The organism is Pseudomonas congelans (assembly GCF_900103225.1).
Classification (GTDB): Bacteria; Pseudomonadota; Gammaproteobacteria; order Pseudomonadales; family Pseudomonadaceae; genus Aquipseudomonas; species Aquipseudomonas congelans.
This window is the reverse complement of sequence record NZ_FNJH01000005.1, coordinates 271,992-292,960: the sequence shown is the minus strand read 5'-3', so window position 1 is coordinate 292,960 and position 20,969 is coordinate 271,992. Positions and strand designations below refer to the sequence as shown.

The following is a 20,969-nucleotide window of genomic DNA, read 5'->3' as shown; positions in this document are numbered from 1 at the left end:
GAGGGCCTCCTGAGATGGGACGTCTTCCTCGCCTCGTGGCAACCCTGACCCGCTGGGGCCTGAGCCTGTGCGCACTGATTTTGGTGCTCGCAGCGTTGTACGTGAGTCTCGGTCGTCAACTGACGCCGCTGGTTGCCGAATACCGTATCGATGTGGAAACCCGGGCCAGCAGCGCGCTGGGCATACCGCTGAGCATCGGCAGCCTGGAAGGCAGCTGGAGCCGCTTTGCCCCGGTACTGCTGGCTCATGACGTGATGGTCGGAGAGGGTTCCAGTGCCCTGCGTCTGGATCGCGTAAGGGTTGTTCCCGATCTTTGGGAAAGCCTGCTGGCGCGTGACGTGCGCATCGCTCATCTTGAAGTGGACGGTCTACAGTTCAGCCTCATTCAGGACAAGGATGGCGCGTGGTCGGTTCAGGGCTTGCCGGTGCACAACGACAGCCCGTTCGATCCCGAGCAGGTGCTCAGGCAGATGCAGATGGTCGCGCATTTGTCGTTGCTCGACAGCCAGGTCACGGTGCAACCGTTTGACGCCGCGCCGCTGACCCTCACCTATGTAAACCTCAGTCTTGACACAGGCAGCTATGCGCAGCGACTTGACGCACGCCTGACCCTGCCGGATGGTCAGCCGGTCGCGCTCAACGTGCGCTCGCGCATTCAGGCCAGTCAGTGGAAGGACGGCGAGGCCGATGTCTACGCCAGCCTGCCGCAAAGCGACTGGGCCAAATGGCTGCCGAAAAGCCTCACGCGCGAATGGACACTGTCGAAGCTGCAGGCCGGGGGCGAGGTCTGGTTGAGTTGGGGCAAGGGCACCGTGCAAAGCGCGACGACGCGCCTTAATGCGCCGCAGGTCAAAGGCGTTTATGCCGGTCGCAAACCGTCGACGATCAATAACCTTGCGCTGAACGCATGGTTTGCACGGACTGATACAGGTTTCGACCTGAACCTCGATTCACTGGCGATGAGCCTGGGCGAAACGCGTTGGGAAAGCCGTGTGCAGCTGACGCAGACCGCTGCGACACCTGACAGCGAAGAGCTCTGGCACGTACAGGCGGATCGTCTGGACCTGACCCCCATCACGCCGCTGATCGACTCCCTCGCACCCTTGCCTGACAAGGCCATGGCAGTGGTCGACGGCCTCAAGGTGACAGGCGGGCTGCATAACGTGCTGCTCGACTACCGGCCACAGGCCGTCGGCGACAAACGCCTGAGCTTTGCGGCCAATCTGGACAAGGTGGGTTTCAACGCGTATCGCGGCGCTCCGGCGGCCGGAAATGTCAGCGGTGCCATCAGCGGCGATCTGGGGCAGGGCGAGCTGCGCCTCGACACCGATGACTTCATGCTGCACCTGGACCCGATCTTCGCCAAACCCTGGCGTTACCAGAAGGCCAACGCTCGTCTGAACTGGAAACTGGATGACCAGGCGTTCACGCTGATTGCCCCGTACATCAAGGTACTCGGCGACGAAGGCAGGATTGCGGCTGACTTTCTGATCAAGATTCATCTCAATCATGATCAGGAAGACTACATGGACCTGCGGGTCGGCATGGTCGACGGCGATGGCCGTTACACCAGCAAGTACCTGCCGACCGCGCTCAGTCCGGAGCTTGATCACTGGTTGCGCACCGCTGTGGTAAGTGGCGCGGTCAAACAGGGTTTCTTCCAGTATCAGGGGTCGCTAAACAAGAATTCGCCCGATACGGCGCGTGTTATCAGCCTGTTCTTCGATGTCAGCAACGCAACGCTGGCGTTCCAGCCGGGCTGGCCTTCGCTGACCGGTGTGGACGGCAAGGTCTACGTCGAAAACAGCGGCGTACGTGTCAAAGCGAGCAAAGGGCAGTTGCTCGATACCAAGGTCAGCAACGTGCTGGTCAATATTCCCCATGTGCCGTCAGGTCAGGACAGTCACCTGCTGGTGGACGGCAATTTCTCCGGAAGTCTGGGCGACGGTCTGAAGATTCTCCAGCAGGCGCCCATCGGTACGGGCAGCACGTTTGCCGGATGGCAGGGCGAGGGCCCGCTGGACGGCAAGCTGAAGCTGGATATTCCGCTGGCCAAGGGTGTAGAGCCAAAGGTAGTGGTGGATTTCAGCACCGACAATGCACGCTTGAAACTGGCTGACCCGGTGCTGGAGCTGACTCGCCTGAAAGGCGACTTCCGTTTCGATAGCGCCAGCGGGCTGAGCGGCAAGGGCATCAAGGCCCAGGCATTCGATCGCCCTGTGACCGCAGAGATCGCAGCCGAGGGCAAGCCTGGCGACAACGTGACGCGTATTGTGGCGAACGGGCAAATCACCGTGAAGCGGCTGACCGACTGGCTGAACGTGACCCAGCCGCTGCCGGGCTCCGGTGACTTGCCGTATCAGTTGCAACTGATTCTGGACAGCAAGGACAGCCCGCTGGTAATCAACTCCACGCTCAAGGGTGTGGCGATCGATTTGCCTGCACCCTTTGGCAAGACCGCCGAGCAGGAGCGCCCCAGCGAATTCCGTATGACCCTGCAAGGTGCGGAGCGCAGGCTCGGCGCGGCCTATAACGATCAGGCCAACTTTGCTTTCGCTGCACCCAATGGCAAGTTTGCCGAGGGGCGTGGCGAGCTTTACCTGGGACGCGGCGGCGCGATCGTGCCGGACGCCAAGGGCCTGCGGATCCGTGGGGAGTTGTCCGAACTGGACATAGCGCCCTGGCAGGAACTGGCCGGGCGGTACAGTGGGAATGATCCGGGCGGCAGCGCAAAACAACTGCTTAACAGCGTTGATCTGCAGATCGGCAAGCTGACCGCGATGGGCACCACACTCAATGACGTGCGTGTCCAATTGCAGCGCAACGCAGCAGCCTGGGCCCTGTCGCTGGACAGCGCGCTGGCCAAGGGCACGGCAACGTTGCCCGACGCCAAGTCTGCGCCGATCGGTATCGACATGCTCTACGTTCGATTGCCTGCATCCGATCCGAAAGCAACCGTGGTGGAAAACGCACCTGATCCTCTGGCGGATATCGACCCACACAATATCCCTGCGCTGGACGTGAAGATCTCCCAGCTGTTTCAGGGCGATCAGTTGCTGGGGGCCTGGGCATTGAAAACCCGACCGACGCCTGCCGGCATGCGTATGTCGGATATGAGCCTGGGGCTCAAAGGCATTCTGCTGGAGGGTGACGCTACCTGGGAGGGTAAACCCGGGACCAGCAGCAGTTCGTTCAAAGGTCGTCTGGCGGGCAAGAATCTCGCGGATGTGCTCAAGGCGTGGAACTTCGCACCCACCGTCACCAGTGAACGCTTCGAGATGAACGTGGACGGACGCTGGCCGGGTTCGCCTGCCTGGGTCGGTCTCAAGCGCTATTCCGGCAGTCTGGATGCCACGCTCAACAGAGGCCAGTTTGTCGAGGTCGAGGGCGGTGCTCAGGCGTTGCGTGTGTTCGGGCTGTTGAATTTCAACTCCATCGGCCGCCGTCTGCGCCTGGACTTCTCCGACTTGCTGGGCAAAGGCCTGAGCTACGACCGGGTCAAAGGGCTGCTGGTCGCCAGCGACGGTGTCTATGTGACGCGCAACCCGATCACCCTGACCGGCCCATCGAGCAATCTTGAGCTCAACGGTACGCTGGACATGGTTCGCGATCGCGTCGATGCGAAGCTGCTGGTGACCCTGCCAGTCACCAATAACCTGCCGATCGCTGCACTGATTGTCGGCGCGCCAGCCATTGGCGGCGCTCTGTTCCTGGTCGACAAGTTGCTGGGCGACCGGGTTGCGCGTTTCGCCAGCGTGCAATACAAGGTCGAAGGGCCTTGGAAAGAGCCGAAGATCACGTTCGACAAGCCATTTGAAAAGCCCCAGTAGCGTCTCATGGGGTACAGTGGTGGCCATGTCATTCAGGAGCGGGTTGCCATGTCCTTCGCGGTGATTCAGATGGTCAGCCAAAGCGATGTCCTGGCCAATCTGGCCAGCGCTCGACGGCTGCTGGAACAGGCCGCCGAAGGTGGCGCGCGGTTGGCGGTGCTGCCCGAAAACTTCGTCGCAATGGGGCGCCGTGACGTCGCCGATATCGGACGTGCCGAGGCTCAAGGGCACGGACCTATCCTGCCATGGTTGAAACTGGCCGCTCGCGACCTCAAGTTATGGATTGTTGCCGGAACCTTGCCACTGCCGCCGGATGAGCGGCCGGATGGCAAGGTGACGGCGTGTTCGCTGTTGATCGATGAGCACGGTGAGCAGGTGGCCCGCTATGACAAGCTGCATCTGTTCGATGTGGACGTCGCTGACAACCGGGGCCGCTATCGTGAATCGGATGACTATGCTCACGGGAGCAGGGTGGTGGTGGCCGATACGCCTGTGGGGCGTCTGGGGCTGACCGTCTGTTATGACCTGCGCTTTCCCGAGCTGTACACCGCGCTGCGTGAGGCCGGTGCTGAACTGATTACCGCGCCGTCAGCCTTCACTGCGGTTACGGGGGCTGCGCACTGGGACATTCTGATCCGCGCGCGTGCCATCGAAACCCAGTGTTACGTGCTGGCGGCGGCACAGGGCGGGGTCCATCCGGGACCCCGCGAGACTTACGGATACGCGGCCATCGTTGATCCATGGGGCCGCGTACTGGCCGAGCAGGCACAGGGTGAAGCGGTGCTGCTGGCCACACGCGACAGTGAAGAACAGGCGTCCATACGGGCGCGGATGCCGGTGTCCAGTCACCGGCGCTTTTTTTCGCAGGACGCCATGCGGCCTGCTTCGGAGTGAATATGAGTGATCTGTCCTCAGTCAGCGAACACCTTCTGGCACCCGGCGGCCTGAACCTCGACAGCCTGCAGTCCGTGCTGGGCGATCTGGCCGGGCCAGGAATCGACGCGGCCGATCTGTATTTTCAGGGCATGATCTCCGAGTCCTGGTCGCTCGAAGACGGGATCGTCAAGGAAGGCAGTTTCAATCTCGACCAAGGCGTGGGCGTGCGTGCCCAGTCGGGCGAGAAAACCGGCTTTGCGTACAGCAATGCGATCACTGCCGAGGCCCTGCGCACCGCCGCACAGGCCGCGCGCTCCATTTCCCGCGCTGGCCAGAATGGTCGCGTACAAGCCTTCACCTCGCAGGACGTGGCACAGTTGTATGCCCCGGATAACCCGCTGGAAGTGCTGAGCCGCGCCGAGAAGGTCGAGTTGCTCAAGCGCATCGACGTCGCAACTCGCGCGCTGGACTCGCGTATCCAGCAGGTGTCGGTGAGCATGGCCGGTGTCTGGGAGCGCATTCTGGTGGCCGCCGCGGATGGCAGCCTGGCCGCTGATGTGCGCCCGCTGGTGCGCTTCAATGTCAGTGTCATCGTCGAGCAGAATGGTCGCCGCGAGCGGGGCGGGCATGGCGGTGGCGGGCGCACCGACTACCGTTATTTCCTGACCGACGATCGCGCCATGGGCTATGCCCGTGAAGCCCTGCGTCAGGCATTGGTCAACCTGGAAGCGATTCCCGCTCCGGCAGGCACCTTGCCAGTGGTGCTCGGCTCTGGCTGGTCCGGTGTGCTGCTGCACGAAGCGGTGGGTCACGGCCTTGAGGGCGACTTCAACCGCAAGGGCAGTTCGGCCTACAGTGGGCGCATGGGCGAGATGGTTGCGTCGAAACTCTGCACCATTGTTGACGACGGCACCCTGGCGGGGCGTCGGGGCTCGCTGAGTGTCGATGACGAAGGCACACCGACCGAATGCACTACGCTGATCGAGAACGGCGTGCTCAAGGGCTACATGCAGGACAAGCTCAATGCCCGCCTGATGGGCGTGGCACGCACCGGTAACGGCCGTCGGGAGTCCTATGCACACCTGCCGATGCCGCGCATGACCAACACTTACATGCTGGGCGGGCAGAGCGATCCGCAGGAAATCATCGCTTCGGTGAAGCGCGGCATCTACTGCGCCAACCTTGGCGGCGGTCAGGTGGATATCACCAGCGGCAAGTTCGTGTTTTCGACCAGTGAGGCCTATTTGATCGAAGACGGCAAGATCACTGCGCCGGTCAAAGGGGCGACCTTGATCGGTAACGGGCCGGAAGCCATGAGCAGGGTGTCGATGGTGGGTAACGACCTGTCGCTGGACAGTGGCGTTGGTACGTGCGGGAAAGATGGCCAGTCGCTGCCGGTCGGGGTGGGTCAGCCTACGCTGAAAATCGACGCGATCACCGTGGGTGGCACGGGGAGCTGAGAGTGAGTCGGGGCCGGCTGCTTGCTGCCGCCGGCCCCGAGGGCGAAATCAGCGCAGACCGCGTTGAAGTTCGTCCAGCTCACGAATGTATTTGAAGATTTTGCGGCTGGTGGCCGGCGGTTTGTTGCGTGCAACTTCATGTTGCGCCTGACGGATCAGCGAACGCAGCTGCTGACGGTCGGCATCGGGGTATTCGACCACGAATTTCTCGAGGTCGGCGTCATCGCCCGCGATCAGGCGATCACGCCAGCGCTCCAGATTGTGGAAACGTTCATTGTATTGGCGAGTGGAGGCATCGAGTTGGTCCAGCAACACCAGAATGGCTTCCTGGTCCTGATCGCGCATCAGCTTGCCGATGAACAGAATATGCCGCTTTCGCGCGATGTTCGCCGTGTGCTTGGGCGCTTCGGCCAGGGCCTTGCGCAAAGCGTCGGTCAGCGGCAGCTTGGCCAGCACATCGGCTTTGAGTGTTGTCAGTCGCTCGCCGAGGTCAACCAGAGCATGCAGCTCTCGTTTGACCTGGGTTTTGCTTTTCTCCCCGTCGAGGGAGTCGTCGTAAGAATCAACCATGGGGGCAGTCCGCAAAGAAACGCCGCCATGATAACCAGTCATGGGCCGCTTGTCCGGCCCGGTCGGTATTCGGCCTGTGCTGAAAGAAGAATTTGATGGAGAAAGTCATGAGTGCAACCCAAAGCGTCGGCCCACAAGCCTTGCCCGAGCTGCAGGAACAGGTCGAGCAGATCATCGCCGAAGCCCGGCGTCAGGGCGCCAGCGCCTGCGAAGTCGCAGTGTCGGTAGACCAGGGGCTGTCGACATCGGTCCGTCAGCGTGAAGTCGAAACCGTCGAGTTCAACCGCGATCAGGGCTTTGGTATCACCCTGTATGTCGGGCAGCGCAAGGGTTCGGCCAGCACCTCGGCAACCGGTGCCGATGCCATTCGTGAAACGGTCGCCGCTGCACTGGCGATTGCCGAACACACCTCCGAAGATGAAAGCTCCGGGCTGGCCGACGCTGCGCTGATGGCCAAAGAGGTCATGGACTTTGACCTTTATCACACTTGGGACATCTCGCCCGAGCAGGCCATCGAGAAGGCGTTGCTTTGCGAAGCAGCAGCCTTCGATGCCGACAGCCGCATCAAGAACGCCGACGGCACTACGCTCAATACCCACCAGGGCTGCCGTGTATACGGCAACAGCAATGGCTTCATCGGTGGCTATGCGTCAACGCGGCACAGCCTCAGCTGTGTGATGATCGCCGAGGGCGAAGGCCAGATGCAGCGCGATTACTGGTATGACGTCAACCGCCAGGGCGAACTGCTGGCCGATGCTCAAAGCATTGGCCGCAAGGCTGCGTTGCGTGCAGCGAGCCGTCTGGGTGCGCGTCCTGTGCCGACCTGTGAAGTGCCGGTGCTGTTTGCTGCGGAGTTGGCAGGCGGTCTGTTCGGCAGCTTTCTCGGCGCCATCTCCGGGGGCACCCTGTACCGCAAGTCGTCGTTCCTCGAAGGCGCGCTGGGTCAGCGCCTGTTCCCCGAGTGGATGACCATCGATGAGCGCCCGCACCTGAAGCATGCGATGGGCAGCTCGGCGTTCGACAGCGATGGTCTGGCGACCTTTGCCAAGCCGTTCGTGGAAGGTGGGGATCTGGTTTCCTATGTGCTGAGCACGTATTCCGGCCGCAAGCTGGGCATGCCGAGCACCGCCAACGCGGGTGGTGTGCACAACCTGTTCGTTACCCATGGTTCGGAAGACCAGGCCGCTCTGATTCGGCGTATGGGACGCGGCTTGCTGGTGACTGAACTGATGGGCAGTGGTCTGAACATGGTCACCGGCGACTATTCGCGTGGCGCGGCGGGCTTCTGGGTCGAAAATGGCGAGATTCAGTTCCCGGTTCAGGAAGTGACCATTGCCGGCAACATGCGTGACATGTTCAAGCAGATCGTCGCCGTTGGCAGCGATCTTGAGCTGCGTAGCAACATCCGCACCGGCTCGGTACTGATCGAGCGAATGACCGTAGCGGGTAGCTGATCAGGCCCCCCGATTCTGGCTATCGTGCCCATACACGCAGAGTGTGGGCACGATAGACGGAGCACTGAATGGCTTGCCCGCTCGTTCCTCACACTCCCGCGTGGGAATGCCGTTCGTGACGCTATGCGTCACCCAACCGCCTGCAGTTTTCACCCCCAATAACCTCCACCCGAACCCGCGTCTTCCGTGTCCCTCAAAGCATGTTCACGTTTACCGGCGTAAGGCCGTCTAGCGATCAGGCTTGTGTTGATTCTGTATCTCATTTAATAATGAATATCATTTCCAAAATGAGCTGCGGTCATGGGGTCTGTTCTGCACGAGTTGTCTTATCTGGAAAACTGGCGCGGCTTGAGTCTGCGGATTCGTTGCGCGCTTGAGCCCGACGAGCCTCGGCTGATCGAGCATTACCTCGCCGAGGGGCGTTACCTGGCGCGATTTACCGCCACGCCCCGGCCCATGATCGCCGAAACCACTTTCCGTCTGCTGATCGACACCGCACGCGACACGGCATTGCCGTGGCACTGGCGTTGCCTGTGTCTGGATCAGGCCTGGCGTCCCCTGCGCGATCTGCAGGCCATTGCCTCCACGCCCGCGCGGCGTCAACGCTGGCAGGCCTGTGTTCACCAACTGGCGAACTGTGTGCTGCAGCCCTCGATTTCCCTCTCTGAATTGGTGCAAGGACATTGCGATGAGTAATACCCGTATCGAACGCGACAGCATGGGCCAGCTACAGGTCCCGGCCGAGGCCCTGTACGGCGCGCAGACTCAGCGTGCGGTGGAAAACTTTCCGATCAGCCATCAGCGCATGCCCCGGCAGTTCATTCGCGCCTTGTTGCTGGCCAAAGCCGCGGCAGCACAGGCCAATCTGGAACTGGAGCAAATCAGCACAGGGCACAGCAAGGCAATTGCCAGTGCCGTGAAAGACCTGTTGGCCAGCGACTACATGGCTCATTTTCCGGTCGATATCTTCCAGACCGGCTCCGGCACCAGTACCAATATGAATGCCAACGAGGTAATCGCGACGCTGGCCACGCGGGTGCTGGGCGAAGAGGTCAATCCCAATGATCACGTCAATTGCGGGCAAAGCAGCAACGACATCATCCCCACCACGATTCATGTCAGTGCTGCGTTGGCGCTGCATGAGCAACTGCTGCCAGCGCTTGCTCATCTGGTGCAAGTCACCGAACACAAGGCGCAGCAGGTGCATGCCTTCGTCAAGACCGGTCGCACGCACCTGATGGACGCCATGCCGGTGCGCATGAGCCAGGTACTCAACGGCTGGTCACAACAGATTCGCGCCAACATCGAGCATCTGCAGGGCTTGCAGCCAAGCCTGCAGTCGCTGGCTCAGGGCGGGACCGCCGTCGGGACCGGCATCAATGCGCATCCGGAGTTTGCGCTGCGTTTCAGTTGCCAGTTGAGCAGCCTGACCGGCGTCCAGTTCACGCCTGGCAAGGACCTGTTCGCGTTGATCGGTTCACAGGACACGGCCGTCGCAGTCTCCGGTCAGCTCAAGGCCACTGCGGTGTCACTGATGAAAATCGCCAATGACCTGCGCTGGATGAATTCGGGGCCGTTGGCCGGCCTGGGTGAGATCGAACTGGAGGCGTTGCAGCCGGGCTCATCGATCATGCCGGGCAAGGTCAACCCGGTGATTCCGGAAGCGACCGCCATGGTTGCCGCGCAGGTGATCGGCAACGACGCCACGATCACCGTGGCAGGGCAGTCGGGCAACTTCGAACTGAACGTGATGCTGCCCATCATCGCCCAGAACCTGTTGAGCAGTATCGAGTTGCTGGCCAATTCCAGTCGGCTGCTGGCTGACAAGGCGATTGCCAGCTTCAAGGTCAACGAGTCCAAGCTCAAGGAAGCGCTGTCGCGCAATCCGATTCTGGTGACCGCGCTTAACCCCATCATTGGCTATCAGAAGGCCGCCGAAATTGCCAAGACCGCCTACAAGCAAGGTCGGCCGGTGATTGACGTTGCCCTTGAACACACCGACTTGCAGCGCAGCGAACTGGAAGTGTTGCTAAACCCCGAAAAACTCACCGCTGGCGGTATCTGATTCCGCCCGGCCAACGTTCCTGGAGGTACCTCATGCAGCATTGGAAACGCACCATCGAGCAGGCCAATCGCTGTTTCAATCTCGGCGAGTGGGTCGAAGCCCGCGAGTTGTACCTTCAGGCGCTGGCGTTGGCGCAAGTCCTGTTCGAGCGCTGGGCGGATGTCGACGAAGCGGTCGCGGCCTGTGTGATTTCTCACCACAACCTGGCGGATCTCCACCTGAGTCTGGGTCAGCCGGAGGAGAGCGCCGAGTACCTGTGTGCCATCCACCAGCACCTGTTGCAGACCATGCAGGATCAACGTCTCCCGCCCGCCCTGCGCGAGGCGGCCTTGCGTCACAGCAGCAAAACATACGCCGAACTGCTGAGTTTCATCAGCGAACACGGCGAGTACCCGCGCACTCATCGGTTGCTGAGCAGCAGCGAGCATACGCGCTCATCGCTGCAGCGCCATTCGGCAAATCCTTCCGGACTTTTCTACGGAGCACATTGAAATGCCTTACACCTTGCCTGCACTGCCTTACGCATACGATGCCCTTGAACCGCATATCGATGCGCAAACCATGGAAATCCACTACACCAAGCATCACCAGACCTACATCAACAACCTCAATGCAGCGGTCGAAGGCACGGAATTCGCGGACTGGTCTGTGGAGAAGCTGGTCGCCAGTGTCCAACAGTTGCCTGAAAACCTGCGCCCAGCGGTGATCAATCAGGGTGGTGGCCATGCCAATCACTCATTGTTCTGGGAAGTCATGGTGCCGGGCGGGGGAGGTTTGCCCAAGGGCGCTGTCGCTTCGGCGATTGAAGAACAACTGGGCGGCTATGAAGGCTTCAAGGAGGCATTCACCAAGGCCGCGTTGACCCGTTTCGGCAGTGGCTGGGCATGGCTGAGCGTTACGCCCGACAAGAAGCTGGTGGTGGAAAGCAGTGGTAATCAGGACAGCCCGTTGATGAACGGCAATACACCGATTCTGGGGCTGGACGTGTGGGAGCACGCTTACTACCTGCGTTATCAGAACCGTCGTCCCGAATACATTAACGCGTTCTATAACGTGATCAATTGGGATGAGGTGTCTCGCCGTTATCAGGCAGCCCTGGCCTGAGCCTGGCAACCGCATACAAGGCAGCCTATGCGCTCAGAACTCCTCGCGCTCAGCAATGTGCGGTTATTTCGTCTGGCAGTCGGGAGCGTGCTGTTGTTGGCGGGTATGGCGCTCCTGATTGCCCATGGGCTGAACTGGATGCGCGTGCAAGGCTGGTGGTGACGGATACCGCGTTTGTCCGAGGGCTTATTCGCCCTCGTCAAACCGGTTGTCGATCAGCTCGACCAGGCCATCGAGCGCTTCCTGTTCGAATTCGCCCTCGGTGTGCAGGTGGATCTCGGTGCCCTTGCCGGCAGCGAGCATCATCACAGCCATGATGCTTTTGCCGTCGACCATGCTCTCGGGCGTGCGGCCGACCCTGATCTTGCAGGGGAACTTGCCTGCGACGCCCACGAATTTGGCGGCAGCGCGGGCATGCAGGCCCAGTTTGTTGATGATGGTGATTTGACGAGCGGGCATCGCAGTGAAAATCCTTCAGCTGAGGTCGCGGTGGCGAACCTGAACGTTCTTGAGTGATTGTTGCAAGACCTGACCAAGCCGCTCGGTCAGGTAGACCGAACGGTGGTGTCCACCCGTGCAGCCGATGGCAATGGTAACGTAAGAACGGTTACTGGCTGCAAACCGGGGTAGCCATTTGTTCAGGTAAGCGAAGATGTCCTGAAACATTTCTTCGACATCAGGCTGCACCGACAGGTAGTCGATAACGGGTTGTTCGAGCCCAGAGTGGTCGCGCAGTTCCGGCTTCCAGTACGGATTGGGCAGGCAGCGCACATCGAATACCAGGTCTGCATCAATGGGCATGCCGCGCTTGAAACCAAACGACTCGATCAGAAACGCAGTGCCTGGCTCGGGCTTGTTCAGCAGACGAAGCTTGAGCGCGTCGCGCAACTGATAGAGGTTCAGGTGGGTGGTGTTGATCTTCAGGTCGGCCAGATCGATGATCGGGCCCAGCAATGTAGTCTCGTCGCGTATCGCCTCGGCCAGCGAGCGATCTGCCGTGCTCAAGGGGTGGCGACGTCGGGTTTCCGAGAAGCGTTTGAGCAGGGTGGCTTCGTCGGCATCCAGATACAGCACGTCGCACTGGATATTGCGTGAGCGCACTTCATCGAGCATCTGCGGAAAACGGGTCAGATGGCTTGGCAGGTTGCGGGCATCTATCGAAACCGCCAGCAAGGGTTCGGCGAGTTCGGTGTTGATCAGTGCGCGTTCGGCCAGTTCCGGCAGCAGACCGGCAGGAAGGTTGTCGACACAATAGAAGCCGTTGTCTTCCAGTACATCCAGCGCGGTGCTTTTGCCCGAACCGGAGCGGCCGCTGACGATGATCATGCGCATTGTCAAAGACCTTTTTGTGCGTCCAGCACCACGTTATACAGAGCTTCATCGCTTGCCGCGTTGCGCAGGCTCTTGCGCACGTCGGCCTTGTCGAGCATTCCGGCAATCTGGCTAAGCAGCTCCAGGTGATCGTCGGTCGCCTTCTGCGGGACCAGCAAGACAAACAGCAAGTCTACGGGCGCGCCGTCGATGGCGTCAAAATCTACCGGGGCATCAAGGTGAATCACGGCACTGACAGGCTCGCCACAGGAGGCCAGGCGGCAGTGAGGAATGGCGATGCCGTTGCCGAAACCGGTCGATCCCAGTTTTTCACGGGCAATCAGGCTTTCGAACACAGTGCCCGATTCCATTCCCGGCACTTCGCGGCCGATCAGGTTGGCAATCTGTTCAAGTACACGTTTCTTGCTGCCGCCCGGCATGTTCACGAGTGAACGGCCGGGGGTCAGGATATTTTCAAATCGGATCATTTAAATGGGCGTTAGCGAGCGGCCGCACCTTTGAGGATGCTTTGCTGCTTTTCCTTATGCTTGAGCAATTGTCTGTCTAGCTTGTCAGTGAGCAGGTCGATGGCAGCGTACATGTCATCATGTTCAGCATTGGCAACGACCTCTCCACCATGGATGTGCAACGTGGCTTCGATCTTCTGCTTGAGCTTTTCGACCGTCATCGTGACCTGCACGTTGGTAATCTTGTCAAAATGCCCCTCGAGCTTCTTGAGCTTGAGCTCAACGTATTCACGAAGGGGTTTGGTCACTTCCAGTTGGTGTCCACTGATGTTGACTTGCATACAGCTTTCTCCTTTGCCAGTGCATAAAGAGGCAGGCATGGCGCCTGCCACTGGAACGCTGTGGCTCGGCCTGCATCACATCAGTCGCTTACGCTCACTGGAAGGGGCGATCCCGAGAGACTCACGGTACTTGGCGACTGTGCGACGGGCTACTTGAATGCCTTGTGCCTCCAGTAAACCAGCGATCTTGCTATCACTCAACGGCTTTTTCTGATTTTCCGCCGCAACCAGTTTTTTGATGATTGCACGGATTGCCGTGGACGAGCATTCACCGCCCTCGGAGGTGCTCACATGGCTTGAGAAGAAGTATTTCAGCTCGTAAATGCCGCGTGGGGTGTGCATGAATTTCTGGGTGGTTACGCGCGAGATGGTCGACTCGTGCATGCCCACTGCCTCGGCAATGTCGTGCAGGACGAGCGGCTTCATGGCCTCGTCGCCGTACTCGAGAAAACCGCGCTGATGTTCGACGATTTGCGTGGCGACCTTCATCAGTGTTTCGTTGCGGCTTTGCAGGCTCTTGATGAACCAGCGCGCTTCCTGCAACTGATTGCGCATGAAGGTGTTGTCCGCGCTGGTGTCGGCGCGCCGCACGAAGCCCGCGTATTGCGGGTTGACGCGCAGGCGCGGTACTGATTCCTGATTGAGCTCGACCAGCCAGCGTTCGTTGTCCTTGCGCACGATCACGTCCGGAATGACGTATTCGGCTTCGGTGGATTCGATCTGCGAGCCTGGACGCGGGTTGAGGCTCTGGACCAGTTCGATGACCTGGCGCAGCTCGTCTTCCTTGAGCTTCATGCGTCGCATCAGCTGGCCGTAGTCGCGGCTTCCAAGCAGATCGATGTAGTCGCTGACCAGACGTTGTGCTTCTGTCAGCCAAGGCGTCTTCGCTGGCAGCTGGCGCAGTTGCAGCAGCAGGCATTCGCTCAGGTTGCGTGCGCCGATGCCGGCAGGTTCAAACTGCTGGATGCGGTGCAGTACGGCTTCAATCTCGTCGAGTTCGATGTCCAGTTCGGGGTCGAACGACTCGAGAATCTCCTCAAGCGTCTCGTCGAGGTAGCCCTGGTTGTTGATGCAGTCGATCAGCGTGACCGCCACCAGGCGGTCCTTGTCGGACATCGGCGCAACATTCAGTTGCCACAGCAGGTGACTTTGCAGGCTTTCGCCGGCAGAAGTGCGTGTGGTGAAGTCCCACTCGTCGTCATCATTGCTTGGCAGGCTGCTGGCGCTGGTCTGGTAGATGTCTTCCCATGCGGTATCGACGGGCAGCTCGTTGGGAATGCGTTCGTTCCATTCGCCTTCTTCAAGGTTGTCCACGGTAGGCGCGGATTCCTGATAGGTCGGTTCCTGAACGTCGGGGTTGGGCTTTTGTTCGATGTTGTCGGCAAGCGGGTCGGAGTTGTCGAAGTCGTCGCCTTCTTCCTGCCGCTCAAGCATAGGGTTTGACTCCAGCGCTTCCTGGATCTCCTGCTGGAGATCCAGAGTTGAAAGCTGAAGTAAGCGGATTGCCTGTTGCAGCTGCGGTGTCATCGTCAGCTGCTGGCCCATTCTCAAGACTAGCGATGGTTTCATGGCAGGGGCTAAACACCTTATTCGCCGGCGCGCATGCGCCATCTACTACAGGCGCCGTGGCGCCAACTTAAGCAAATTATATGCCTGAAACCTGTGCGTTTGCCTAGAGTGATATGACAAATAAAATGTTGTCAATACACTGCGTAGGCATCAATCGGCTGCGAAGCGCAAAGGGCAGTCGATTAAAGGCGGAACTCGTGGCCGAGATAGACTTCTTTCACCAACTGGTTCGCCAGAATGGTCTCTGAGTCGCCTTCCGCAATCAGCTGCCCATCGTTGACGATGTAGGCCGTTTCGCAGATATCCAGCGTTTCCCGGACGTTGTGGTCGGTGATCAGTACACCGATACCCTTGGCCTTGAGGTGGTGAATGATCTGCTTGATGTCACCTACCGAAATAGGGTCGACACCTGCGAACGGTTCATCCAGCAGGATGAATTTCGGCGCGGTGGCCAGGGCGCGAGCGATCTCCACGCGGCGACGTTCACCACCCGACAGGCTCATGCCCAGGTTGTCCCGGATATGGGTGATGTGGAACTCCTGCAGGAGGCTTTCCAGCTCCTTGCGGCGTGCGCCGGCATCGAGCTCCTTGCGGGTCTCGAGAATCGCCATGATGTTGTCGGATACCGACAGCTTGCGGAAGATCGAGGCTTCCTGAGGCAGGTAGCCGATACCCGCACGGGCGCGACCGTGCATGGGTTGGTGGCTGACATCCAGATCGTCAATCAGCACGCGACCCTGATCGGCCTGGACCAGGCCGACGATCATGTAGAAGCAGGTGGTTTTGCCGGCGCCGTTCGGGCCCAGCAGGCCGACGATCTGGCCGCTGTCGATGGAGATGCTCACATCGCGCACGACCTGCCGGCTTTTGTAGCTTTTAGCCAGATGCTGGGCTTTGAGCGTCGCCATTTACTGGGCCTTCTGAGGTTGATCGGTTTTCTTTTTCGGCTGGATGACCATGTCGATACGCGGACGTGGTGTGGTCACCTTGGCACCGCCATTGGCACGACCGGCGCTGACGACCTGTCTGACCGTGTCGTAGACGATTTTCTCGCCTTCCGAGGTGTTGCCGTCATTGATGACCTTGGCCTTGTCGATCAGGACGATACGGTCCTGTCCGGCGTAATACTGGATGGTGACGGCATAGGCCTGCACGATCGGTTTGTCCACGGCAGGCTTCTGCTCGTAGTAGGCCAGATTGCCGACGGAGGTAAATACATCGACTTCGCCCTGGGCATTACGAGTAATCGTCACGGTGTTGCCCGTGATTTTCATCGAACCCTGAGTGATGATGACATTGCCCTTGTAAGTCGCCACGCCTTTCTTGTCATCGAGCTGAGCATCGTCAGACTGGATGTGGATAGGCTGATCTCGGTCGGTTGGCAGGGACCAGGCGCTCGCGCTTCCCAGTGCTGCGCCCAGGCCGAGCAATAAAGGAAGAGTTTTAACGAGCCTCATACTGTCCTCTTACGTTGGACAGCAGGTCCATCCTGCTGTCTTTCAAATACGCTTTCATTCCCTTGGCCGTGGTCACACCGCCCGCGCCGTCGATTCTAACGTCTTGGTCGGTCTGCGCATATTGCTTCTGAGGGAATACGGTCATGCGACTACTGGTGATAATAGTCGTACGTTGTTTTTCATCGGTACGTTCGACGCGAACCGAATCGATCAGCTCGACCTGGTCGCCGCCGGACGAAACCTCGCCTTTCTTGCTCTGCACGTGCCAGGGAAACTCGCCGCCGCGGTACATATGCAGGTCGGGCGTGGTCAACAGGGTCACGTCAGTGGCTTTCACATGCTCAACCTTGTCGGAGGTCATGTCGTACTGAAGTTTGCCGTCGGGCAGGTACTGAACGCTGTGGGCGTTGATTGCATAGTAGTCGATGACCGTGTCGTCGACCGTCGAGACCGGTTGATCCATAAAGCTTTCAGGGCTGATGTTCCAGTAGCCGACCGCTGCCAGCAGCAGCGCCAGTACCCCGAGAAGCAGGAACTTGCGAATTTTTTTAGTGAACATAATGGCTTCTATAAATAGGCGGAGTGAGCCGCTTCAAGGTTGCCTTGCGCACTCAGAATCAGTTCGCAGAATTCGCGCGCCGCGCCTTCGCCGCCTCGCGCCCTGGTTATCCCGTGTGCATGCTCGCGTACAAAGCCGGCCGCATTGGCCACTGCCATGCCCAGGCCGACGCGTCTGATGACGGGCAAGTCTGGCAGATCATCACCCAGATAGGCGACCTGTTCGTAACTCAGATTGAGTTCTGCAAGCAACTTGTCCAGCACCACCAGCTTGTCTTCACGTCCCTGGAACAGGTGTTCAATGCCCAGGCTTTTCGCTCGGCGCTCGACTATCGCGGTCTTGCGGCCACTGATGATCGCTGTGATGACGCCCGAAGCTATCAGCATTTTTATGCCTTGGCCGTCGAGGGTATTGAATGTCTTGATCTCGCTGCCATCTTCCATGAAGTAAAGGCGGCCATCGGTCAGCACGCCATCGACGTCGAAGACCGCCAGCTTGATGGCCTTGCCGCGTTGCATGAGATCCTGGTTCATTATTTCGTTTTCCATTACATGACGCCTGCGCGCAGGAGATCCTGCAGGTTGAATGCGCCAACCGGGCGGTCGTTCTGGTCTACGACAACAAGCGCACTGATTTTGTTGTCCTCCATGATTTTCAGCGCCTCGGCGGCGAGCATCTCGGCATTGGCGGTCTTGCCATGCAGCGTCATGACCTCGTCGATGATGGTCTGGCGGATATCGACAGGGCGGTCCAGTGTCCGGCGCAAGTCACCGTCCGTGAAGATGCCGGCCAGTGTGCCGTCGGCTTCGACGATGGCGGTCATGCCCAAACCTTTACGAGTCATTTCAAGCAGGGCGTCGCGCAGCAGGGTGCCGCGTTGCACGCTGGGCAGTGATTCGCCGGAGTGCATGACATTCTCGACCTTGAGCAGCAGGCGGCGACCCAAGGCGCCACCCGGGTGGGAGAATGCAAAATCTTCGGCGGTGAAACCGCGTGCGTCGAGCAGCGCCACGGCAAGGGCGTCGCCCATGACCAGTGCGGCGGTCGTCGATGATGTCGGTGCCAGGTTGAGCGGGCAGGCCTCATGCACCACATGGGCGTTGAGGTTGATGTCGGCAGCCTTGGCCAGAATGGACTCCGGATCGCCGGTCAGGCTGATCATCTTTATGCCCAGGCGCTTGATCAGTGGCAGCAGGGTGACGATTTCGTTGGTGCTGCCGGAGTTCGACAGGGCCAGGATGATGTCATCACGGGTGATCATGCCCATGTCGCCGTGGCTGGCTTCGGCCGGATGCACGAAAAACGAGGTGGTGCCGGTGCTCGCCAGCGTGGCAGCGATCTTGTTGCCGATGTGTCCGGACTTGCCCATGCCGACCACAACCACACGCCCTTTGCTGGCGAGGATCATTTCGCACGCGCGCACGAAGTCGCCGTCAAGACGTTCAAGCAAGCCTTGTATGGCTTCTATCTCAAGGCGAATGGTGCGTTGCGCCGATTGGATCAGGTCACTGGATTGGTTCATGTCTGGAAAGGGTCAGCCTGCTGAAAGGCGGCGATTATAGCGGTAATGAACGATTCCCTCACGTCTGATCGTCGTTGTGTTGTTTTTAAACGAATTTCCTACGCACTTGCAGGTCTGTATTCAAGCCTGTGGCCATGACATTGTGGTGCAGAATAATTCAGCGAATACCTGAACCGCTTGGTTCTCTTCTTGGGGGCGGGTGGTTGCGGTGATATAGTTCGCGGCCTGTTCGGCCCGCCTGGGCAGCCTGCCGGTGTTCAAAAATCGGCGGCTCGAGGCGGAAGCTGTATCGCAAGGAGTTTAGATGAGTCCTGATGACGCCTATGCGGTCGAGTTGAAAGGTGTGTCTTTCAAACGCGGTGCGCGCAGCATTTTCAATAACGTTGATATTCGTATTCCGCGCGGCAAGGTCACCGGGATCATGGGGCCGTCAGGGTGCGGCAAGACCACCCTGCTGCGCCTGATGGGTGCCCAGTTGCGCCCGAGCGAAGGGCAGGTGTGGGTCAACGGCCAGAATCTGCCGGAGCTGTCGCGCAGTGATCTGTTCGATGCCCGCAAGCAGATGGGCGTTTTGTTTCAGAGCGGCGCGCTGTTTACCGATCTGGATGTTTTCGAAAACGTCGCCTTTCCACTGCGCGTGCACACCGAGCTGCCGGAAGAAATGATCCGCGACATCGTTCTGCTCAAGCTTCAGGCCGTAGGTCTGCGCGGCGCGGTGGAACTGATGCCGGACGAATTGTCGGGCGGCATGAAGCGTCGTGTCGCGCTGGCGCGTGCCATCGCTCTCGATCCGCAGATTCTCATGTACGACGAGCCCTTTGTCGGGCAGGACCCGATTGCGATGGGGGTACTGGTGCGTCTGATCCGGCTGCTCAACGATGCGTTGGGTATCACCAGTATCGTGGTGTCCCATGACCTCAGCGAGACTGCGAGCATTGCCGACTATCTATATGTTGTCGGCGACGGGCAGGTGCTTGGGCAGGGTACGCCTCAGGAACTGATGTCCTCGGACAATCCACGTATTCGTCAATTCATGACCGGCGAGCCTGACGGCCCTGTACCGTTCCACTATCCGGCGCCGGATTTTCGCGAAGATCTATTGGGGAAGCGCTGATGCGCAATAAGTCACTGATGGACCGGGTCCGCCTGCTGGGGCGCTCGGCCATTGATATTGTTACTGTCCTGGGGCGTTCCGGTCTGTTTCTGGTTCACGCCCTGCTCGGTCGCGGCGGTGCGGGTAGCAGTTTTCAACTGCTGGTCAGGCAGCTGTATTCGGTGGGTGTCATGTCGCTGGTCATCATTGTGGTGTCCGGCATGTTCATCGGTATGGTGCTGGCGCTGCAGGGCTTCAGTATTCTGACCAAATACGGTTCGGAGCAGGCGGTCGGCCAGATGGTTGCCCTGACCCTGCTGCGTGAACTCGGTCCTGTGGTGACTGCCTTGCTGTTCGCCGGTCGTGCAGGGTCTGCATTGACCGCCGAGATCGGCAACATGAAATCCACCGAGCAGCTGTCGAGCCTTGAAATGATCGGCGTCGACCCGCTCAAGTACATTGTTGCGCCGCGTCTGTGGGCCGGGTTCATTTCGTTGCCGATTCTGGCAATGATTTTCAGCGTGGTCGGTATCTGGGGCGCTTCCTGGGTAGCGATCGATTGGCTGGGAGTCTATGACGGTTCTTTCTGGTCGAACATGCAGAACAGCGTTTCTTTCACGAACGATGTGCTCAATGGGGTGATCAAAAGCGTCGTATTTGCATTCGTGGTGACATGGATTGCCGTTTTCCAGGGTTACGATTGCGATCCTACTTCCGAGGGGATCAGTCGCGCGACGACCAGAACCGTCGTATACGCCTCGTTGGCCGTGCTGGGACTGGACTTTATTTTGACCGCTTTGATGTTTGGAGATTTCTGATGCAAAACCGTGCCATCGAAACCGGAGTCGGTCTGTTCCTGCTGGCGGGGATACTGGCTCTGCTCCTGCTGGCCCTGCGAGTCAGTGGTCTGAGCACAAGCGCGAGCACCGATACCTATAAACTTTATGCCTACTTCGACAATATTGCCGGTTTGACTGTCAGAGCCAAGGTAAGCATGGCTGGCGTTACGATCGGCAAAGTGACGGCGATCGATCTGGATCGCGATACCTTCACCGGTCGCGTCACGCTGGAGATTCAGAAGAAGGTCGATAACCTGCCTTCGGACTCGACTGCGTCGATTCTGACTGCCGGTCTGCTGGGTGAAAAATACATTGGTCTCAGCGTCGGCGGTGATGACAAGTTGCTCAAGGATGGCGGGACTATCCATGACACGCAGTCGTCGCTGGTGCTGGAAGACCTGATCGGAAAATTCCTGCTCAATACTGTTAGTAAAGACGCCAAGTGAGGAGCT

Annotated in this window: 23 protein-coding genes; 12 read left to right on the top strand and 11 right to left on the bottom strand. The window is 59.4% G+C overall.

Annotation, left to right across the window (positions count from 1 at the left end):
- The first annotated feature begins 14 nt into the window (after positions 1–14).
- The 3 genes from BLR20_RS18645 to tldD are packed head-to-tail and all read left to right on the top strand — an operon-like array spanning position 15 to position 6,166.
- A complete protein-coding gene (locus tag BLR20_RS18645) occupies positions 15–3,830 on the top strand; it encodes a YhdP family protein (RefSeq protein WP_054992574.1) in 3,816 nt (1,271 codons plus the stop codon).
- Positions 3,831–3,878: 48 nt separating this feature from the next.
- Entirely contained in the window at positions 3,879–4,724 is an 846-nt protein-coding gene (locus BLR20_RS18640; RefSeq protein ID WP_054992573.1) for a carbon-nitrogen hydrolase family protein, read from the top strand.
- A gap of 2 nt (positions 4,725–4,726) precedes the next feature.
- On the top strand, positions 4,727–6,166 hold the full coding sequence (tldD, locus tag BLR20_RS18635) for a metalloprotease TldD (protein ID WP_003400228.1): 1,440 nt from the start codon (positions 4,727–4,729) through the stop codon (positions 6,164–6,166).
- A gap of 48 nt (positions 6,167–6,214) precedes the next feature.
- Here tldD and yjgA read toward each other — a convergent pair whose 3' ends face one another.
- Positions 6,215–6,736, bottom strand: coding sequence for a ribosome biogenesis factor YjgA (yjgA, locus tag BLR20_RS18630; RefSeq protein ID WP_003364101.1), 522 nt, complete (start codon positions 6,734–6,736; stop codon positions 6,215–6,217).
- Positions 6,737–6,843: 107 nt separating this feature from the next.
- Here yjgA and pmbA point away from each other — a divergent pair, with 107 nt between their 5' ends.
- The 6 genes from pmbA (at position 6,844) to BLR20_RS28260 (ending at position 11,521) form a co-directional block, all read left to right on the top strand.
- Positions 6,844–8,190: a metalloprotease PmbA gene (gene pmbA / locus BLR20_RS18625; protein ID WP_032615156.1), complete on the top strand. Its 1,347-nt coding sequence runs from the start codon at positions 6,844–6,846 to the stop codon at positions 8,188–8,190.
- 300 nt (positions 8,191–8,490) lie between these two features.
- Complete coding sequence (locus tag BLR20_RS18620) at positions 8,491–8,886, top strand: hypothetical protein (RefSeq protein WP_032615158.1); 396 nt, start codon at positions 8,491–8,493, stop codon at positions 8,884–8,886.
- Positions 8,879–10,255: a class II fumarate hydratase gene (locus tag BLR20_RS18615; RefSeq protein ID WP_054992572.1), complete on the top strand. Its 1,377-nt coding sequence runs from the start codon at positions 8,879–8,881 to the stop codon at positions 10,253–10,255. The genes BLR20_RS18620 and BLR20_RS18615 overlap by 8 nt, the downstream gene beginning before the upstream one ends.
- Positions 10,256–10,287: 32 nt before the next feature.
- Positions 10,288–10,746, top strand: coding sequence for a tetratricopeptide repeat protein (locus BLR20_RS18610; RefSeq protein WP_032615162.1), 459 nt, complete (start codon positions 10,288–10,290; stop codon positions 10,744–10,746).
- A gap of 1 nt (position 10,747) precedes the next feature.
- Complete coding sequence (locus tag BLR20_RS18605) at positions 10,748–11,359, top strand: superoxide dismutase (protein WP_032615164.1); 612 nt, start codon at positions 10,748–10,750, stop codon at positions 11,357–11,359.
- Between the two features lie 27 nt (positions 11,360–11,386).
- Complete coding sequence (locus BLR20_RS28260; protein ID WP_268873235.1) at positions 11,387–11,521, top strand: hypothetical protein; 135 nt, start codon at positions 11,387–11,389, stop codon at positions 11,519–11,521.
- 24 nt (positions 11,522–11,545) lie between these two features.
- Here the strand turns inward: BLR20_RS28260 and BLR20_RS18600 are convergent, their stop codons facing one another.
- The 10 genes from BLR20_RS18600 to BLR20_RS18555 form a co-directional block, all read right to left on the bottom strand.
- Entirely contained in the window at positions 11,546–11,818 is a 273-nt protein-coding gene (locus tag BLR20_RS18600) for an HPr family phosphocarrier protein (RefSeq protein WP_003313599.1), read from the bottom strand.
- Positions 11,819–11,833: 15 nt separating this feature from the next.
- Positions 11,834–12,691 carry an RNase adapter RapZ gene (gene rapZ / locus BLR20_RS18595; protein ID WP_054992571.1) on the bottom strand — a complete coding sequence of 286 codons (858 nt, stop codon included), beginning with the start codon at positions 12,689–12,691 and terminating at the stop codon, positions 11,834–11,836.
- Between the two features lie 2 nt (positions 12,692–12,693).
- Positions 12,694–13,158 carry a PTS IIA-like nitrogen regulatory protein PtsN gene (gene ptsN / locus BLR20_RS18590; protein WP_054992570.1) on the bottom strand — a complete coding sequence of 155 codons (465 nt, stop codon included), beginning with the start codon at positions 13,156–13,158 and terminating at the stop codon, positions 12,694–12,696.
- A gap of 11 nt (positions 13,159–13,169) precedes the next feature.
- Complete coding sequence (gene hpf / locus BLR20_RS18585) at positions 13,170–13,478, bottom strand: ribosome hibernation-promoting factor, HPF/YfiA family (RefSeq protein ID WP_002555091.1); 309 nt, start codon at positions 13,476–13,478, stop codon at positions 13,170–13,172.
- Positions 13,479–13,553: 75 nt separating this feature from the next.
- Positions 13,554–15,047 (bottom strand): RNA polymerase factor sigma-54, encoded by a 1,494-nt coding sequence (locus tag BLR20_RS18580; RefSeq protein ID WP_032615165.1) that lies wholly within the window; start codon positions 15,045–15,047, stop codon positions 13,554–13,556.
- A 182-nt stretch (positions 15,048–15,229) separates the two neighbouring features.
- Positions 15,230–15,955, bottom strand: a complete 726-nt coding sequence (gene lptB / locus BLR20_RS18575; protein WP_002555089.1) for an LPS export ABC transporter ATP-binding protein — start codon at positions 15,953–15,955, stop codon at positions 15,230–15,232.
- Complete coding sequence (gene lptA, locus BLR20_RS18570) at positions 15,956–16,504, bottom strand: lipopolysaccharide transport periplasmic protein LptA (RefSeq protein ID WP_002555088.1); 549 nt, start codon at positions 16,502–16,504, stop codon at positions 15,956–15,958.
- The gene (lptC, locus tag BLR20_RS18565) at positions 16,491–17,063 is read right to left on the bottom strand and encodes an LPS export ABC transporter periplasmic protein LptC (RefSeq protein ID WP_010427516.1); all 573 of its coding nucleotides are present in this window, start codon (positions 17,061–17,063) and stop codon (positions 16,491–16,493) included. Before lptC ends, lptA begins: the two co-directional genes overlap by 14 nt.
- A gap of 8 nt (positions 17,064–17,071) precedes the next feature.
- Positions 17,072–17,611: a KdsC family phosphatase gene (locus BLR20_RS18560; RefSeq protein ID WP_010427514.1), complete on the bottom strand. Its 540-nt coding sequence runs from the start codon at positions 17,609–17,611 to the stop codon at positions 17,072–17,074.
- Positions 17,611–18,585: a KpsF/GutQ family sugar-phosphate isomerase gene (locus BLR20_RS18555; protein ID WP_032615168.1), complete on the bottom strand. Its 975-nt coding sequence runs from the start codon at positions 18,583–18,585 to the stop codon at positions 17,611–17,613. The genes BLR20_RS18560 and BLR20_RS18555 overlap by 1 nt, the downstream gene beginning before the upstream one ends.
- Before the next feature lie 304 nt (positions 18,586–18,889).
- Here BLR20_RS18555 and BLR20_RS18550 point away from each other — a divergent pair, with 304 nt between their 5' ends.
- Genes BLR20_RS18550 through mlaD form a run of 3 tightly spaced genes read left to right on the top strand, consistent with a single transcriptional unit; the run spans position 18,890 to position 20,963 of the window.
- Complete coding sequence (locus tag BLR20_RS18550) at positions 18,890–19,699, top strand: ATP-binding cassette domain-containing protein (RefSeq protein WP_003313589.1); 810 nt, start codon at positions 18,890–18,892, stop codon at positions 19,697–19,699.
- Positions 19,699–20,496, top strand: coding sequence for a lipid asymmetry maintenance ABC transporter permease subunit MlaE (gene mlaE / locus BLR20_RS18545; protein ID WP_010427511.1), 798 nt, complete (start codon positions 19,699–19,701; stop codon positions 20,494–20,496). The genes BLR20_RS18550 and mlaE overlap by 1 nt, the downstream gene beginning before the upstream one ends.
- Complete coding sequence (gene mlaD, locus BLR20_RS18540; RefSeq protein WP_003313587.1) at positions 20,496–20,963, top strand: outer membrane lipid asymmetry maintenance protein MlaD; 468 nt, start codon at positions 20,496–20,498, stop codon at positions 20,961–20,963. The genes mlaE and mlaD overlap by 1 nt, the downstream gene beginning before the upstream one ends.
- Positions 20,964–20,969: the final 6 nt, after the last annotated feature.